Origin of the sequence: uncultured Boseongicola sp. (assembly GCF_937988555.1) — a bacterium.
Lineage (GTDB): Bacteria > Pseudomonadota > Alphaproteobacteria > Rhodobacterales > Rhodobacteraceae > Boseongicola.
Window position 1 is genome coordinate 1 of the sequence record NZ_CALJXO010000188.1, and the last position, 15,292, is coordinate 15,292.

Below are 15,292 nucleotides of genomic sequence, written 5' to 3' on the forward strand. Positions count from 1 at the left end.
GCGTCTGAAAAGTTATGTGCATCAGCATTGACTATGGTCATAAGACCACCATGGCCGGTGGGGCTGAACGAAAGACGGGCATGCCCGTCTGGAGGGCAGCCCCACCGGTCTGATTGATTTCAGGGGAGGTGCTGGCCGCTGTGGGTTGGTAAGCCGGGGCTCTCTGCCATCAAACGGAGGACCCGGGTTGGCCTACAAACCCATCACCGACCAGCAAGTGAGATTATATATGACCGACATCCAAAATCATAGTCAGCGCACAGCGGCTGCCCGTGCCGGGTTCAGCGAACGAACTGCGCGGCGCTTTGATGCCGATCCGACGCTGCCTTCGCAGCGCAAGATCGTTCACAGGCGCACGGTAGCCGATCCCCTTGAAGGCTATTGGGAGACCGACCTTCTTCCCCTGCTTGAGAATGACAGTGCGTTGCAGGCCGTCACCCTGTTGCGCCATCTTCAAGGCCTGCATCCGCTTGCCTTCCCCGACGATCGTATCCGGCGCACCCTGGAGCGGCGGGTGCGGCAGTGGCGGGCGCTGAGCGGCCCCGAGCGCGACATCATCTTCCGCCAGACGCCGGAGCCGGGATACATGGCCCAGTCCGACTTCACCCACGCCGATGAACTGCAGGTGATGATCGCCGGCCAGCCGTTCAGGCACCTGCTCTATCATTTTGTCATGGTCTACAGCCGCTGGGAACATGTTGGCGTCGTTCTTGGTGGGGAGAGCTTCACCGCATTGGCCGAGAACCTGCAGCAAGCCCTCTGGTCGCTGGGGGGCGTGCCACAAAACCACCGGACCGACAGCCTCTCAGCCGCTTTCCGTAACCTGACCGCCGATCAGCGCGAGGACATCACCAAGCGCTATGACGCTTTCGTCGGCCACTACGGTATGGACGCCAGCCGCAACAATCGTGGTGAGGCCCACGAGAATGGGGCGGTGGAATCCCAGAACCGGCATCTCAAGAAAGCCATCGAACAGGCCCTGATCCTGCGCGGCAGCCACGACTTCGCAACGATTGAAGAGTACCGATGCTTCATCGACCTGACTGTTGCCCGGCGCAACAAGCAGCGGGGTGCTGCCGTTCAGGCCGAACGGGCGCATCTGAAGCCCTTACCGCAGCGGCGCACCACCGACTTCACCGAGATCGTCGCGCCGGTCACCCGGACGGGCGGGTTCCTGATCAAGAGCATCTTCTACAGCGCGCCGTCGCAGTTGATCGGGCAACGTCTGCGCGTCCACCTCTACGATGATCGCCTCGAGGCGTTTCTCGGCGGCACCCTCGTCGTCAGTCACTCCCGCGCCCGCCGACGCGGCGATGGCCACCGCGTCCATGTCATTAACTACCACCATGTCATCCACGCCCTGCGGCGCAAACCGCAGGCCCTGTGGAGTTCGATCTACCGCGACAGCCTGTTTCCCCGGACACAATACGCTGAAGCGTGGAAGGTGCTGCAGCGCGATTTGCCAAGACGGGACGCCTGCCGCCGGATGGTTGATCTGCTGTTTATCGCCCATGACCAAGCCTGCGAGGGGGAACTGGCGCATCTTCTGGCAGCAGACCTCGACGCAGGTCGGGTGCCGGATCCCAAGGCGCTGGCATCACGACTGGCTCCAAGGCACATGGCATTGCCGAGGGATGTAGCCGTCGCCCACCCGTCACTCGACAGCTTCGATGCTCTCCTGGGGGCAAGCGCATGACCGCCCGCGAGATCGATATCCACACGCTGCCCGGCATGCTGAGCGCGCTTCGGCTCCCCAGCTTCCACAAGCTCTGGGCCGAGATCGCCACACGCGCCGATGCCGAAGGCTGGCCTGCTGCCCGTTTCCTCGCCGTGCTGGCGGAATACGAACTGGCCGAGCGGGACACGCGTCGCATCCGGCGGCACCTGAACGAGGCGCAGCTTCCGGGCGGCAAGACGCTGGCGACTTTCGACTTCAAGGCGTTGCCAACCTTGCCGCGTGCCCGAGTGGAGGCCTTGGCGGCCGGTGACTGGCTGGACGGAGGTGGCAACATCATTGCCATTGGCAATTCCGGCACCGGCAAGACGCATGTTCTGTGCGCCATTGGGCATGCTCTGATCGAGGCAGGGCACCGCGTCTTCTACGCCCGGACCAGCGATCTGGTGCAGAAACTTCAGGCCGCCCGCCGTGATCTCGTTCTCGAGGCAGCGCTGGCGAAACTCGACAAGTTCGACCTGATCATCCTCGACGACATCACCTATGCCCACAAGGATCAGGCCGAAACCGGCGTCCTCTTCGAACTGATCGCCCGGCGTTACGAATACCGCAGCATCGCCATCGCGGCCAATCAACCCTTCAGTGGTTGGGATCAGATCTTCCCCGACAAGGCCATGACCGTCGCCGCCATTGATCGCCTCGTCCATCACGCGACCATCCTCGAAATGAATGCTGAAAGCTTCCGTCAGCGTGCTGCCGCCTCCAACAAGAGGGCCCAGGCCGAAGCGCCAGCGACAACCATCAGCGGCAACCAAAACGAAGGAGAAAACTAACCCAAAACACCGAATGACACGCCAACCCCAGCGGCTTCAAACCCGGCCAAGGGGGTTGTCGCTCCCGGACAAGGTGGTTGACGCGCTACAGGGCATGCAATTTACCTGACACAGGATTACTGAACGACCGGATTGTTCTGCATTGTGCCCGCTCGAACGCTGCGAAGCATCCGACAGTTTGGGCTCCTTGCTGCCGTTAGCCGCATCGCAGCGATCCTGCCAAACGATCTCGCCCTGACCAACATGAACGGCCCTTAATGGACACACAGAGGAGTTGAACTCGCAATTGCGCAAAAAGCGGTTAGTTTAACACCTCACTTTGGGAGCGCATAATCAACCTTCTTCTCCAGTCCGGCGTAGGCCTGTTTCGGCATCAAATACATGTGCTGTACCTGTTTCAATTCGAAAGCCGCGGGCTGTGTTAATTTCGGGCATGAGATGGACGCCTTGCAGGCTTGCTGTAAAGCCGCCGGCAGAGCCTTCGAGCGCGCCATGCAAAAGGGTGTTTGCCCCAAGCGGCTCTGCCATTTTGACAATAACACGAAGCGGGCCAGCATCGTCTGGAACAAGATGTTCCGGCCTCACGCCCAGTTTTACAGGGCCGTCTGCGCCAATAGAATCTGCAACAGGCTGACCCCCGTATAGAATTTCGCCGTCTTTAACTTCGGCGTCCACAATGTTCATTGCAGGGCTGCCAATGAACTGTGCTGCAAACAATGTGCGCGGTGTCTCATAAACCTCAAGCGGAGTGCCAATCTGTTCGGCAATGCCTGCGTTCATCACAATCATCCGGTCCGCCATAGTCATGGCTTCGACTTGGTCGTGGGTGACGTAAAGCGATGTAATTCCAAGCTTTGACTGAAGCTCCTTGATCTCAAGCCGCATCTGGACACGCAACTTTGCATCAAGATTTGAAAGCGGTTCATCAAATAGGAAAACAGCTGGTTCGCGCACAATCGCGCGGCCCATGGCCACGCGCTGGCGTTGTCCGCCCGATAGCTGCTTGGGCTTGCGATCCAGCAACGGTTCCAGTTGCAGCAATTTAGCTGCGGCCACGACCTTTGCGTCGATCTCATCTTTAGGCATCTTGGCGATTTTTAGCCCGTAACCCATATTTTGACGCACCGACATATGCGGGTAAAGCGCGTAGTTTTGGAACACCATCGCAATGTCACGGTCCATAGGTTCCTTTTCGTTGGCAAGGTCACCACCTATGAAAATCTCGCCCGCTGAGACGGTCTCTAACCCTGCAACCATGCGCAGCAGGGTGGATTTTCCACAGCCTGATGGCCCGACAATCACGATAAATTCGCCGTCAGCGATATCTGTCGTGATGCCGTGGATTACATCTGTTGAGACGAAGCTTTTCTTGACGTCTTTGAGGGAAACCGTTGCCATATCTTATTTCTCGCTATCGACGAGGCCGCGGATAAACAGCCGTTGCATACTAACCACGACGATCACAGGAGGGATCATCGCAAGAATTGAAGTAGCCATGATCACGGGCCATTCTGCCACGTCATCGCCTGATGGGAACATTTGTTTGATTCCCATGACAATGGTGTTCATTTCGGGGTCTGTTGTGATGAGCAGCGGCCAAAGGTATTGGTTCCAGCCGTAAATGAACAAGATCACAAATAGCGCCGCAATATTGGTCCGGCTCATGGGTACAACGATATCCCAAAAGAACCGCATCGGACTGGCGCCATCAACCCGAGCGGCCTCTGCCAGTTCATCTGGGATCGTCAGAAAAAACTGTCGAAATAAGAAGGTTGCGGTGGCTGAGGCGATAAGCGGAAAAATCAGCCCGCCATAGCTGTTGAGCATGCCAAAGCCAGCGACGACTTCGTAGGTGGGCACGATACGCACTTCTACTGGCAACATCAGCGTCAGGAAGATCATCCAAAAGAAGATGTTTCGGCCCGGAAAACGGAAATACACGATCGCGAAAGCGGACAACAGCGATATCACAATCTTACCCACGGCAATGCCGATTGCCATTACGAGACTATTAAAGAGCATCGTCGCCACAGGTACATTCACACCCGAAAAGAGCGCCTTAGAATAGTTCTCCCACAGCTGATCACCCGGCCAAAGCGGCATGGGAGGTCGCACAATCTCGGGCTGGGTTACGGTGGATGCCACAAAGGCCAACCAGATTGGAAAGAAGATGATCAAAACGCCGAGGATCATGAAGACATGGGTCAACCAGAGGCCCGCACCGCGCTTCTCCACCATACCATGAATTTCTTGGGACATTAGTAATGCACCCTTTTCTCAACAAACTTGAATTGGATAATGGTCAGCAGTCCAACGACGAACAACAAGATGACAGATTGCGCTGAAGACGACCCGAGATCTTGACCCACGAAGCCGTCGGAGAACACTTTATAAACAAGCACAGTGGTGGATTGCTGTGGCCCGCCCGAAGTAATCGTATGGATGACGCCGAACGTCTCAAAGAACGAGTAGACGACATTCACGACAAGCAAGAAGAACGTGGTCGGCGACAACAGCGGCAAGACGATTGTCCAGAACCGTGTCCAGAACCGCGCGCCGTCGATTGCTGCGGCTTCGATCACTGATCGCGGTACAGCTTGGAGCGCGGCAAAGAAAAACAGAAAATTATAGCTGATGCGGCCCCATGCAGAGGCGACGACAACAAGACCCATCGCCTCGCCCCCGTTCAATACGTGGTTCCAATCATAGCCCAGATTTCCCAGATACCACGACACGACCCCAACGCGTGTGTTGAACATGAAAAGCCAGAGCACACCTGCAATTGCCGGGGCTACCGCATAGGGCCAAATCAACATGGTGCGGTAGACGCCGGAACCCTTGATCAATCGGTCCGCCATTACCGCGAGAAACAGCGCAGGGATCATCGAGCATAGCGTCACTAGGATTGAAAATACCGCCGTTGTCACAAATGACGCACGGTAGAATCTGTCACTCAAAAGGAATTCAAAATTTCCGAGGCCCACAAATTGGGATGACAGGCCAAATGGGTCGGGGATAAACAGGGATTGCCAAATCGCCTGACCCGCGGGGTAGAAAAAGAAGACGGCTGAAACGAGAACTTGTGGCGCGATCAGCAGCGCGGGCAGCCACCAGCCGCGAAATGTAACGCGTTTTTCCATTGCCCCCACCTCTTCAAGAATTCGGCAGGCCCAAGACAGGCCTGCCGTATAATTTTCGCCCTAGCGGTTGGCAGCTTCGAAGCGGCGCAGCAATGCATCGCCACGTTCTTTCGCGCTGTCCATCGCCTCTTGGGCAGTCTTGTCACCAGCCCAGATGCCTTCGAGTTCTTCATCGATGATCCCGCGGATCTGATCGAAGGACCCAAGACGCAAGCCTTTAGAATTAGCGGTTGGCTCGTTTGCCGTCATCTGGATTACTGCAACTTCCGTCCCCGGATTAGCCTCGTAGAAACCAGCCGCGCGTGTTGCGTCACCAGCCTCGGCAGTGATGGGCAAATAACCGGTGTTCTGGTGCCATGCAGCTTGAACGTCCGAGGATGACAAGAAGCTTAGGAACTGACCGGCGCCTTTGTATTCGTCGTCTTCATGCCCTTCCATAACCCACAAGGATGCACCACCGATGATCGTGTTCAGCGGGGCATTGCCGACGCCTTCCCAATAGGGAAGCGGACGCACGTCAAAGTCGAATTCAGCTTCTGAACTGATACCCGCATAACCAGCAGAGCTTTCGGTAAACAAAGCACACTCGCCAGAGCGGAAGTTTGCGCCACCTTCGTTGCGACGACCGGTGTAGATGAATTTGCCGTCCTGAGCCCATTGGCCCATAGCGGTAAGGTGCGCGACTTGCGCTTCACCGTTTAGCATCAACTCAGTATCAAGGCCAGCAAAGCCATTGTCCTGCGAAGCGAAGGGTACATCATGGTAGGCTGAGAAATTCTCGAGGTGAATCCAGCTTTGCCATGCAGTTACAAGCGGGCATTCTTCGCCACCAGCCTTTAGCGCGGTGAGGGCCGCATCAACGTTTTGCCATGTGGACAAGTCAGTATCCGGATCAACACCGGCGGCGGCCATTGCATTACGGTTCACCCACAAAACAGGTGTCGATGCGTTGAATGGCAGGGATAACATGTCGCCTTCAGTCGACGTGTAATATCCTTTTACCGCACCAATATAGGCGTCTTGGTCAAACGCGACGCCGCTTTGCTCCATCACTTCGTAAACCGGACGAACCGCACCTTCTGCGGCCATCATTGTCGCAGTACCAACTTCGAACACCATCAAGATGTGAGGTTGCTCGCCTGCACGAAATGCGGCGATGCCAGCGTTCAGCGTTTCGGAATAGTTGCCCTTATGACTTTGAACCACCACGTAGTCGCTTTGGCTAGCGTTGAATTCTTCAACTTGTGCCGCGACCAGTTCGCCAAGGCGGCCAGTAAACGCGTGCCAGAATTGGACTTCGGTTTGGGCCATCGCAGCAACTGGCGACAGCATTGTTGAAACGGCAAGTGCGCCGAGCATAGATCTTTTCATAGTTCCTCCCATGCACCAAAATGGTGCGTTGTCTGTCATACGATGCTTGGGGCAGCCCTGCATCGCTTGTCAACCACCAAAACGATACACCTACGCTGGTATAATACAAGACCGCAAAATCCGGAGTAAATATAGAATTATGTTATGTTTTTTTATGTTTTTGTTTTGGGTTTGTGTGATGAAATGGCATGAAATAGAAACTTAAGTTGCGCCAATTCGAGGCCCTTATGGGGGTCATTTAACACGGCTCTGTGACACGAGCTGCAAGAGAATTGGCCATCAGCCAACCTGCTGTCAGTCGATTGCAAGCTGATCTAGGTCAAAGATTGGGGTTTTCTCTGTTTGATAGGCGCGGTGGCCAGCTTGTCGCGAGACACAGTGTAAATGGAATTTGCATTGCGGGTACAGGAAAATGGCGCGTAATGTTGCGGAATGCAGGTCTACTCTGGCACCAGAACCGATTCATCGAGATGGACCGATTTTGAACTTCGGCCTGGAGATGTGATTGTCTCTACGCCACCGAAATGCGGTACCACGTGGATGATGGCTGTGATTGCCATGCTTTTGCATTGCTCGACTGAACTACCTCAACCGCTGGGCAAGTTGAGCCCTTGGCTGGACTATTTTTCCGCCCCGCTTGAGGACATCCTCGCTATTTATCGTTCGCAAGAGGATCGACGCCTAATCAAGACCCATACTCCGTTGGATGGCCTGCCACTGGTGAATGGAACACATGCCATCGCGGTTCTGAGAAACCCTCTGGATGCGATGCGCTCCATGCGCCGACATGTGTCAAACATGGTCAACCCGCCGAATGGCGACCCTTTTTTGGCCGACGAAGACGACGTGATATTGCGAGGTATTGAGCTTCCCTTCGCGCCAACTAACGTTGACGATGTCTCATTGGAATTGCTTGTTCGCCACCTTCGTGCTGCGACTAATCCAACGGTTGGGAAGGATCGTTCTGTCACGATAGTTCACTACAGCGACATGAAACGGGACCTGAAAAAGGTCGTAAGCCATGTGGCGTCAGCCATTCAGGCCCATGCGGCACCTAAATTTCTGGAAAATGTGGTGCGGGCGGCCTCAATTTCATCCATGCGATCTAAGGCCGATCAATTTGCCCCGCTGGCAAATGCAAACCACTTTTCGTCGTCGGAAAAATTCTTCGCTGCTGGCGAAGAACGGGGGCATTCGCAACTCCCGCAGCATCTCAAAGCTCGTTACGAAGAGCGGTTGTCAGAATTGCTCTCGCCCACCGAAGCAAATTGGCTCAAGGGAGGTGGCCCGCTACCCGTCACGGATAAGTAGACGGCAGCTCGGTCCCGCAACTCGGTCATAGGGGTCGTGAAACTTGCTACGGCCAGAACAAACGGCCGCTTTCCTAGCTGCGGCGCAGCGTGTCTTTCGGCCCTAACCGGACTTTGGCCGCTCCATACAACGCTGCGGTGCAGCTTTCGCATTGCGGCCATTCGTGCATGGCGCAGCATTTTTGTCGGCTAAAACGTCGGTGTGCGGACAAACCGGACCTAGGCCTTGTTGTGGCCAACGTACGCTACCGACCCTTTCCGGACAGTCGGTGATAATCACAAGTGTCTCGTCAGCTTGCCGTTTCCGAACGACAAAGCGGTGGCCATCCCGTCGGCCGGTCGCGCACCCGAGAGGGCCACCGGCCCCCACGGATTTGGTGCTGGCGTGACCAACAGTTCCTTTCGGCCAGGCCGCACTTATACTTTGGAGTTGCTGGGTTTCCCCGGCATCGCAGGCGGCTTGGACGGTGCCCGGGCTTTTTTAGGTGGATTTGTCGCGTCCACGGATTCGGCGGAAGACTCCCGACTCTTTGGCTCCAGGTTCGGCGCAATCTGGCTGACGCCTGGTTTGGGCTGCGAAGCAGCGTGCGGGCTGGGTGTGCTGTCAACGGCTGCTTGAAGCGTCTTTTTCGGCGAGGTCTCTCCCTCGGGTTTGGCCGTTACGCCCGCGTCCGGTTTTGACTGTACTTCGGGTCTTACACTTGCAGGTGCTTTTTCTACGTCGCGGGGCTTGGGAGCGACCAGGGTTTTTGTTGGCGCACTCGGTTCTTTTTTGGAGTCGGGCTTGGCTGCGACTTTGGACTTGGTGGTTGTCCGGGGGTCAGCTTTTTCTTGCGCGGTTGCTGTAGTGTTGGATTCAATCTTTGCTTTTGCGGTGGCGACAGTATTGGTTTTATTTTTTGCTTTGGCCGCAACCACAGGATTGGCTTGTGGCGTTGCCTTGGGCTTTGCGGCAACCTCGGACTTTCTGGATCCATTGGGCGTGTTGGTCGCCATGGTCTTCGCAGCGGGTTTTCGGGTCTTTGCAGGCGCTTTTTCTGCGCCCGCAGTGCCAGCCTGCAGTGCACGGATAGGTATGAACGGCGCACTTAACGCGAAGCGAGTCAAATCCTGCATAAATCTGAGATTGGCAGAAAATGTATATCCTGCCATCCGCATTGCGGCGACCTGAAATTGTACCGGGGTGGGCAGTGGGGTCATCGTCGGTTGCTCCGTATTGAATTCAAGAAATGTGTGTCAAGCTTGGACCAGACCGCGCACGCGCATGCCCGCCTAAGCGCCAAGCAGCGCGGAATCTTCTAATCTATACAGCAACAATTATGCAGGTGCAGCAATGAAATGCTGCAGCGCCGCAGTATCGACGAGTGCAAACAAGAACAACGTGCAGACTAACTTTGAAACGTGTTGCTACCCGGGCCCTTTCGAACAAGACATTCTCTGCATTCGGGGGCGTTGCGACGCACCTGACGAAATTTAGCTTTGCGAGGCTCGCAGACCTTTTCAATGCGGATCAACAAACCAACGTCCCGTTGCAGAATTTTAGATTTTGGTGAAGGCTTTCTAGTTGACCAATGAATTAGACGGTCTGCGGCCCCTTTCCGTCTAAAACAGGAGTGGTTTCGATGAGTGATGATACGGAAAATACTCTTGCCCGTGGGCAACAGCGTGGATTGCACGGTCGCCAGCAAGACGAAGGTGTGTCGGTGATCCGCACGATTGCAATGCCAGCAGATACCAATCCGTCAGGCGATATTTTCGGCGGCTGGTTGATGTCTCAGATGGACCTTGCCGCAGGCAATATGGCCGGTCGGGTCTCGCAAGGTCGTGGTGCCACGGTTTCCGTGGAGGCGATGCAGTTTCTGCGCCCGGTCAGGGTCGGCGATGAGGTGACGCTTTACGCAACTCTGCGTAAAGTCGGACGTACATCCATGCGCATTCATGTAGATGCTTGGGCGCGCCCAAGGTATTCGGAAAAAGCTGCAAAGGTTACAGATGCTGATTTCGTTTTCGTAGCGTTAAATGACGACGGTGCACCGCGACCTGTCTTCGACACATAGGTACCTCGCGGCCCAAACCGGACTTTGGCCGCTCCATGCAACGCTGCGGCGCAACTTTCGCATTGCGGCCATTCGTGCATGGCGCAGCATTTTTGTCGGCTAAAACGTCGGTGTGCGGGACGAAGCGGCCAATTCTGCAACTTGCCATTCGATCGTGCGCAGAGTGATCCTAAAGGAGCCTATCCACGTTTTTGCCTAAAGTATCGAATGTGGAGTGGCCTTGGCAGCGTTGCCCCTTGCTGTTGGCAAGGCGTCGGCTTTCGACACCTTGATAATTCCGAGAGGCCCTGGACAGATAAAGTGACTGAAAGGGCAGGGGTTGTTCTCAATCCCTGCCCATAAATCACTTACCTATCTGTCGAAGCCCGCAAATTGCGCGAAGTGCGATGCACCGAGGCCTGCAAGGGCCTCCCGTGCCTCTGCTGACGCATTGCCACGGACTTCAAGTCGCGTGATTGGCGCGATTTCCAGAATGCCGGGCAGGCTCGGACCAACATTGCCCAAATGTGTCAGTAGCGCTTCGGAGCTCTCAAATGTCTCTTCAAGCAGGCAGTGCTTTCCATCTTCACTGATATACCATTGATATCCCAGAGTTCCCGGTTCGCCGTCCTGAACGCTTGATACAAACCCACTGGCCATGGTTTTAAAGTTGTCAACTTCTCCGTCGTTGATCGTCCATTGGATGATGTAAGATACTTTTGTCATTAGTTGTCGTTCCTTGGTCCAGGCTTCGATGGAAACCAAAACCGAACTGGACGAACCACGACTTTGATGCGTTCCGATTTATCCGCAACGGTTTCGATCACTACGAGCATACCAGTTGCATGTCACCAACGTTCTTGATCGCCTCGTCACAAATCAGGCTTCGGGCTCCTTGCTGCCGTTAGCCGCATCGCAGCGATCCTGCCAAACGATCTCGCCCCGACCAACATGAACGGCCCATACCGGCCATTGACCATGCCCTCCGAATGCTGCGGTGCGGCCCGTCGAACCGGTCATTCGCTGCAAGCGCACAATCCGGCGATGGTCGAATTCACACTTCGCGGGACGAAGCGGACATCAACCGGTGTCAACGTGATCGGATTTGTCAGACTTACACCGTGTGCCTATGATGGATTTAAACTTCGATGGTGGCCCGTCTGGGCTGGCTTAACAATTTTTTCTTTGCAAAGAGGTGAATGCGTGCTTTTTCGCGGACTACTTTTGGCCATTGTCACCGCCAGTATGGCCTCTGCGCAGGAGGTGAACATCCGAGATGGGCAGAGCCTGTACAACACGTACTGTTGGCAATGCCATGGCCGAGATGCAACAGGAGACGGGCCGATGGCGGAAATGCTCGCCATTGTGACACCTGACCTAACAAGACTCTCAGCACGACAAGGCGGAACCTTTCCAACAGAAGCTGTCGCGAGGAAAATTGATGGGCGTGCGCCCCTGCTTGCCCACGGTGGGGAGATGCCCATCTTCGGACCCTCTCTAGAAACTGACCAAAACGTCGCTTTGCCCCTGGCAAGTGGACAGCCAATGATGACGGGTCTACCACTCGCAAATGTTGTCGTCTATCTGGAGTCGATACAGGTGGAGTGATCCAAGATCACACCTTGCGACTGGGACAAACCTGCATCTGATGTCACCAGTTTCTTCGGCGGCGACGCCACAGCTCCACAGAATTAACCCACGGGAGACGACATATGGAGTTCGACTTTTCTAGTTCGGTGGCGGCAGCGCTTGCGGCAATCGTCGTGGTTCTTGTTTTGGAAGAATGGGCTTTCTTTGCGGCGAGAACCAAATCTCAGCGAGCTATGATCACCGGGGCTGCGGTGTTCGTACTCGTGATAATCTTCAATCTGTTACCTGGGGTCGTTTTCTAAACCGTGATCTGAAAAACAGAAGTCGTACTGACCCAATCTGATTGCAGAAACGATCTGTTCTGCCCGCACGTCTTCCTTGGGCTCGAAGCAGCCATTCGCTACAGGATGAACCAATGACTACTGTGCGGGACGAAGCGGACGCGGCTAGTTTCCCAGAAGTAGCAGGACGAAAGCGAGGGCGCCCCACGCGGCAATCCCCGGAAGTACAACCCAGTATTGCACCTCTTTGGGTAGGTCCCATCCTTTCACGCCTCTTGCTGCTTTGACAGTCCACAAACATGCAATTGGCCAGTACACGGTGACGCCCAGAGCTGCGCTTAGAACTAGTGGGGACCATGAGGTTTCTAGAAAATGCCCAACAAGTCCGAGGCCAAGCAGAGGTACGTAGAAGACAAGATCCGCCCCCGCATAACCCTTGAAAAAGGCTACCCCGACCTCAGTGATCCGCTCGGAAGGCTCTTGTGTGCCCATTCGTATTCCAAGGGTATAACTTACCGCGGCCGGGCATTGAGCTGCCACGAGATAGACGAAGAGCAACCAGCCGGGAACGTGAATAATCCAGAAAGCGATGTTAGCCATGGTGTCCTTCGATGTGTGCCGTCAGCGTAGAAATGGATCATACAATTGAAAAAAAAGACCGGCGAGCGGCAGAAAGGAACCCCTAGCGGCCGTTCCGAATTCGCGAACCTCATACGACACCCAAGAATATGACTTGACCGGGGTCCTGTTCCACTTGGGCAATGCCGCAGTTAATGGAGCGCATACCTTTACCAAGCCGTACGAGCCTTTCATCCTGGGCTGGTGCCAATGTGAGTGGGTTGACGAAGGCGGTGGCCGGCCCTGCGTTCTAGTTGGTTAAGACACCAATCCCCGCACCCACGGCAGCGCCTTCAACGCAGCGACCGTCAGCCAACACCTCTCCAGCGGCGCAGCCGATTGCGCCGCCTATGATGGCACGCTCCAAGTTGGAATTGGCACTGTCACAAGCGGAAACTCCCAAAATGGTAACAACTGCTGTGAGGCTAAGAAATTTTTGCATTTCGAACTCCTTGGGTCTTGTGAAGTAAGGATAAACCCGTGCCGAAGGTAGGACATCGAAACAGGTGTTTGCACTTCTGCAGTTAAAGAGCCGCCAAGAAATGCAATTCCGGACGCGCTGAGATCTGAGAGCGGCCACTAAGTATCTAGCTCTCGCGGGCTCCCCGGATCTCGCTGATGGCTCGTCGGACCGATCGCCAGGTTTTAGCCTCAGTGTCGTTTCCTTCGTCCTGATATTGCTTTGACTTTTGCGCTGCCTCTGCCTCGGCTCTGTCGCCATGTGCATTGTACAGCGATCGTGCGTATTCTGCGATCTTCGCCACTTCCATATGTGGGTCTCCTTTAGTTTTGCGTCCTGTCAGAGTGGCACTTCGCCAAACACTTTTGTGAACAGACCATCACAATTTCCGTTCTAGCGACATGATCCACGTCAATCTGTAGGGAGCGTCCGCAGTGGGCTCTTTGCAGCCATCGGAGCTTATGCAGAATGTGACCCTTGAGCCGCTAAGCCTCGATGAGGACGGCCCATTGCGGACCTTCACCACCCCGTCATGATGCTGCAGTGCGGCCCGTTATTGCGGACTTTCGCCGCAACCGCGAAATCGAGTGATGTCTGAATTCACACAATGCGGACAAAGCGGTTGTCAGCCTGCTGACGCAGCGATTCAATAATTAGATTGCCGAGCACTCGGTGCCACATCTCAGGTCTCGAAAATCGGCGCGCTCAAGTTTGACAAAGATCAAATGTCTTCCAAGCCGGACGAAGTATTTCCTTTTGGAGGACACATATCAAAAGGAATATGGAAATGGTTGAGAAATCCCACACCAGCGGCTTTTGGCCCTCGCTCTATGATCCCCTCCGCCAGTTGGGTGAGCGAGTATCGGAATGGTTAGCCCCGGCGTCCGAAGCTTCTGGGGATGATGCCGCGTACCGGATTGCCGTCGAACTGCCCGGAGTGGAGGAAGGGGACATCCACCTGAGCGTCGAGGACGGTGTCGTTTTGCTGAAGGGCGAAAAGCGGACCGAGCGAGAAGAAAAGGGAGAAACCTGGTACTTTTCAGAGCGGCAATACGGCTCGTTCAGCCGCTCCTTTCGTTTGCCCCCGGACGCCCATGGCGAAAAGGTGGACGCCCAACTAAAGGACGGTGTTCTGACCATCACCATTCCAAAGGTGGCTCCCAAGAAACAGGAAGCCGCCAAGGTGGAAATCCGCAAGGGTTAGTCACTGGGAAAAACAACCGAAACTGCACAGTGACCAACGTACCCGCCTGCACAAGAGGAGGCCGGGCCGTCACCGTGTTACGAGCCGCTCTGTCGCTCGCCGCATAGTTACCGCAGCATCGGTCAGCTTGGGCCCAAAGCTACTCGGTAGGTTTGGGCTCCTTGCTGCCGTTAGCCGCATCGCAGCGATCTCGCCCCGACCAACATGAACGGCCCTAACCGGACTTTGGCCGCTCCATACAACGCTGCGGTGCAGCTTTCGCATTGCGGCCATTCGTGCATGGCGCAGCATTTTTGTCGGCTAAAACGTCGATGTGCGGACGAACCGGCCTAATGCGACTGCCGCGTAGATCGCGATGACGCTCCGGTCAGAATGGTAAAGACGCCGCGGCGATGCAGCTTAAATTACCCCAGTCGCCTTTGAGCGACCGGGGCAGAAACTTCTAAAACACTCTAGAGGCACACACTCACGTACACTCAGGAAGAGTAAAAAATTTGTTGCAAACCGCTTTAATTGTCAACATGATAATTGGTGGAATGACAATTTCTTACTCACTCTTCCCCTAATTTGTGATAAACATGTGCGGCAACTATCGGCGTATCGGACATATGAGCAAAATTTCCGCACTTTTTGAACAGAGGTGGTCGCGGACTTTCGGACCATTTGTTAAGGTGGATCGCTTGATGAGAGAGAAGATCCAGAATGAAGAAACGAAAGAACCATTCGCCTGAGTTCAAGGCCAAAGTTGCGCTTGAAGCCATCCGCGAGGAGCTG

General features: G+C 55.2%; 17 protein-coding genes. 8 read left to right on the forward strand and 9 right to left on the reverse strand.

Annotated elements, in window-relative coordinates; all coding sequences use genetic code 11:
* Positions 1-229: 229 nt before the first annotated feature.
* A complete protein-coding gene (gene istA, locus Q1B15_RS10235) occupies positions 230-1,696 on the forward strand; it encodes an IS21 family transposase (RefSeq protein ID WP_299753626.1) in 1,467 nt (488 codons plus the stop codon).
* A complete protein-coding gene (istB, locus tag Q1B15_RS10240; protein ID WP_299753628.1) occupies positions 1,693-2,508 on the forward strand; it encodes an IS21-like element helper ATPase IstB in 816 nt (271 codons plus the stop codon). Before istA ends, istB begins: the two co-directional genes overlap by 4 nt.
* Before the next feature lie 333 nt (positions 2,509-2,841).
* Here istB and ugpC read toward each other — a convergent pair whose 3' ends face one another.
* From ugpC to ugpB, 4 genes are read right to left on the reverse strand one after another with little or no spacing between them, the layout of a single operon-like run.
* The gene (ugpC, locus tag Q1B15_RS10245) at positions 2,842-3,906 is read right to left on the reverse strand and encodes a sn-glycerol-3-phosphate ABC transporter ATP-binding protein UgpC (protein WP_299753630.1); all 1,065 of its coding nucleotides are present in this window, start codon (positions 3,904-3,906) and stop codon (positions 2,842-2,844) included.
* A 3-nt stretch (positions 3,907-3,909) separates the two neighbouring features.
* Entirely contained in the window at positions 3,910-4,746 is an 837-nt protein-coding gene (gene ugpE / locus Q1B15_RS10250; RefSeq protein WP_299753656.1) for a sn-glycerol-3-phosphate ABC transporter permease UgpE, read from the reverse strand.
* Between the two features lie 20 nt (positions 4,747-4,766).
* Positions 4,767-5,648 carry a sn-glycerol-3-phosphate ABC transporter permease UgpA gene (gene ugpA, locus Q1B15_RS10255; RefSeq protein WP_299753632.1) on the reverse strand — a complete coding sequence of 294 codons (882 nt, stop codon included), beginning with the start codon at positions 5,646-5,648 and terminating at the stop codon, positions 4,767-4,769.
* A 60-nt stretch (positions 5,649-5,708) separates the two neighbouring features.
* Positions 5,709-7,019, reverse strand: coding sequence for a sn-glycerol-3-phosphate ABC transporter substrate-binding protein UgpB (gene ugpB, locus Q1B15_RS10260; protein ID WP_299753634.1), 1,311 nt, complete (start codon positions 7,017-7,019; stop codon positions 5,709-5,711).
* A 251-nt stretch (positions 7,020-7,270) separates the two neighbouring features.
* Here ugpB and Q1B15_RS10265 point away from each other — a divergent pair, with 251 nt between their 5' ends.
* Positions 7,271-7,504: a LysR family transcriptional regulator gene (locus tag Q1B15_RS10265; RefSeq protein ID WP_299753636.1), complete on the forward strand. Its 234-nt coding sequence runs from the start codon at positions 7,271-7,273 to the stop codon at positions 7,502-7,504.
* On the forward strand, positions 7,452-8,330 hold the full coding sequence (locus Q1B15_RS10270; RefSeq protein WP_299753638.1) for a sulfotransferase domain-containing protein: 879 nt from the start codon (positions 7,452-7,454) through the stop codon (positions 8,328-8,330). Before Q1B15_RS10265 ends, Q1B15_RS10270 begins: the two co-directional genes overlap by 53 nt.
* Before the next feature lie 416 nt (positions 8,331-8,746).
* Here the strand turns inward: Q1B15_RS10270 and Q1B15_RS10275 are convergent, their stop codons facing one another.
* A complete protein-coding gene (locus tag Q1B15_RS10275; RefSeq protein WP_299753640.1) occupies positions 8,747-9,529 on the reverse strand; it encodes a hypothetical protein in 783 nt (260 codons plus the stop codon).
* 521 nt (positions 9,530-10,050) lie between these two features.
* Here Q1B15_RS10275 and Q1B15_RS10280 point away from each other — a divergent pair.
* Entirely contained in the window at positions 10,051-10,386 is a 336-nt protein-coding gene (locus tag Q1B15_RS10280) for an acyl-CoA thioesterase (protein WP_299753658.1), read from the forward strand.
* Between the two features lie 351 nt (positions 10,387-10,737).
* Here the strand turns inward: Q1B15_RS10280 and Q1B15_RS10285 are convergent, their stop codons facing one another.
* The gene (locus Q1B15_RS10285; protein ID WP_299753642.1) at positions 10,738-11,091 is read right to left on the reverse strand and encodes an antibiotic biosynthesis monooxygenase; all 354 of its coding nucleotides are present in this window, start codon (positions 11,089-11,091) and stop codon (positions 10,738-10,740) included.
* A 519-nt stretch (positions 11,092-11,610) separates the two neighbouring features.
* Here Q1B15_RS10285 and Q1B15_RS10290 point away from each other — a divergent pair.
* Together Q1B15_RS10290 and Q1B15_RS10295 are read left to right on the forward strand one after the other, a co-directional pair.
* Positions 11,611-11,973, forward strand: a complete 363-nt coding sequence (locus Q1B15_RS10290) for a cytochrome c (protein ID WP_299753660.1) — start codon at positions 11,611-11,613, stop codon at positions 11,971-11,973.
* Positions 11,974-12,077: 104 nt separating this feature from the next.
* Complete coding sequence (locus Q1B15_RS10295; protein WP_299753644.1) at positions 12,078-12,257, forward strand: hypothetical protein; 180 nt, start codon at positions 12,078-12,080, stop codon at positions 12,255-12,257.
* Between the two features lie 144 nt (positions 12,258-12,401).
* Here Q1B15_RS10295 and Q1B15_RS10300 read toward each other — a convergent pair whose 3' ends face one another.
* Positions 12,402-12,836: a hypothetical protein gene (locus Q1B15_RS10300; protein WP_299753646.1), complete on the reverse strand. Its 435-nt coding sequence runs from the start codon at positions 12,834-12,836 to the stop codon at positions 12,402-12,404.
* A gap of 268 nt (positions 12,837-13,104) precedes the next feature.
* Positions 13,105-13,296 carry a hypothetical protein gene (locus tag Q1B15_RS10305; RefSeq protein WP_299753648.1) on the reverse strand — a complete coding sequence of 64 codons (192 nt, stop codon included), beginning with the start codon at positions 13,294-13,296 and terminating at the stop codon, positions 13,105-13,107.
* An 805-nt stretch (positions 13,297-14,101) separates the two neighbouring features.
* Here Q1B15_RS10305 and Q1B15_RS10315 point away from each other — a divergent pair.
* Positions 14,102-14,518, forward strand: coding sequence for an Hsp20/alpha crystallin family protein (locus Q1B15_RS10315; RefSeq protein ID WP_299753652.1), 417 nt, complete (start codon positions 14,102-14,104; stop codon positions 14,516-14,518).
* A gap of 551 nt (positions 14,519-15,069) precedes the next feature.
* On the opposite strand, the gene Q1B15_RS10320 is transcribed toward Q1B15_RS10315, so the two are convergent.
* Positions 15,070-15,292: hypothetical protein (locus tag Q1B15_RS10320; RefSeq protein ID WP_299753654.1), on the reverse strand; the 223-nt coding region annotated here is incomplete at its 5' end.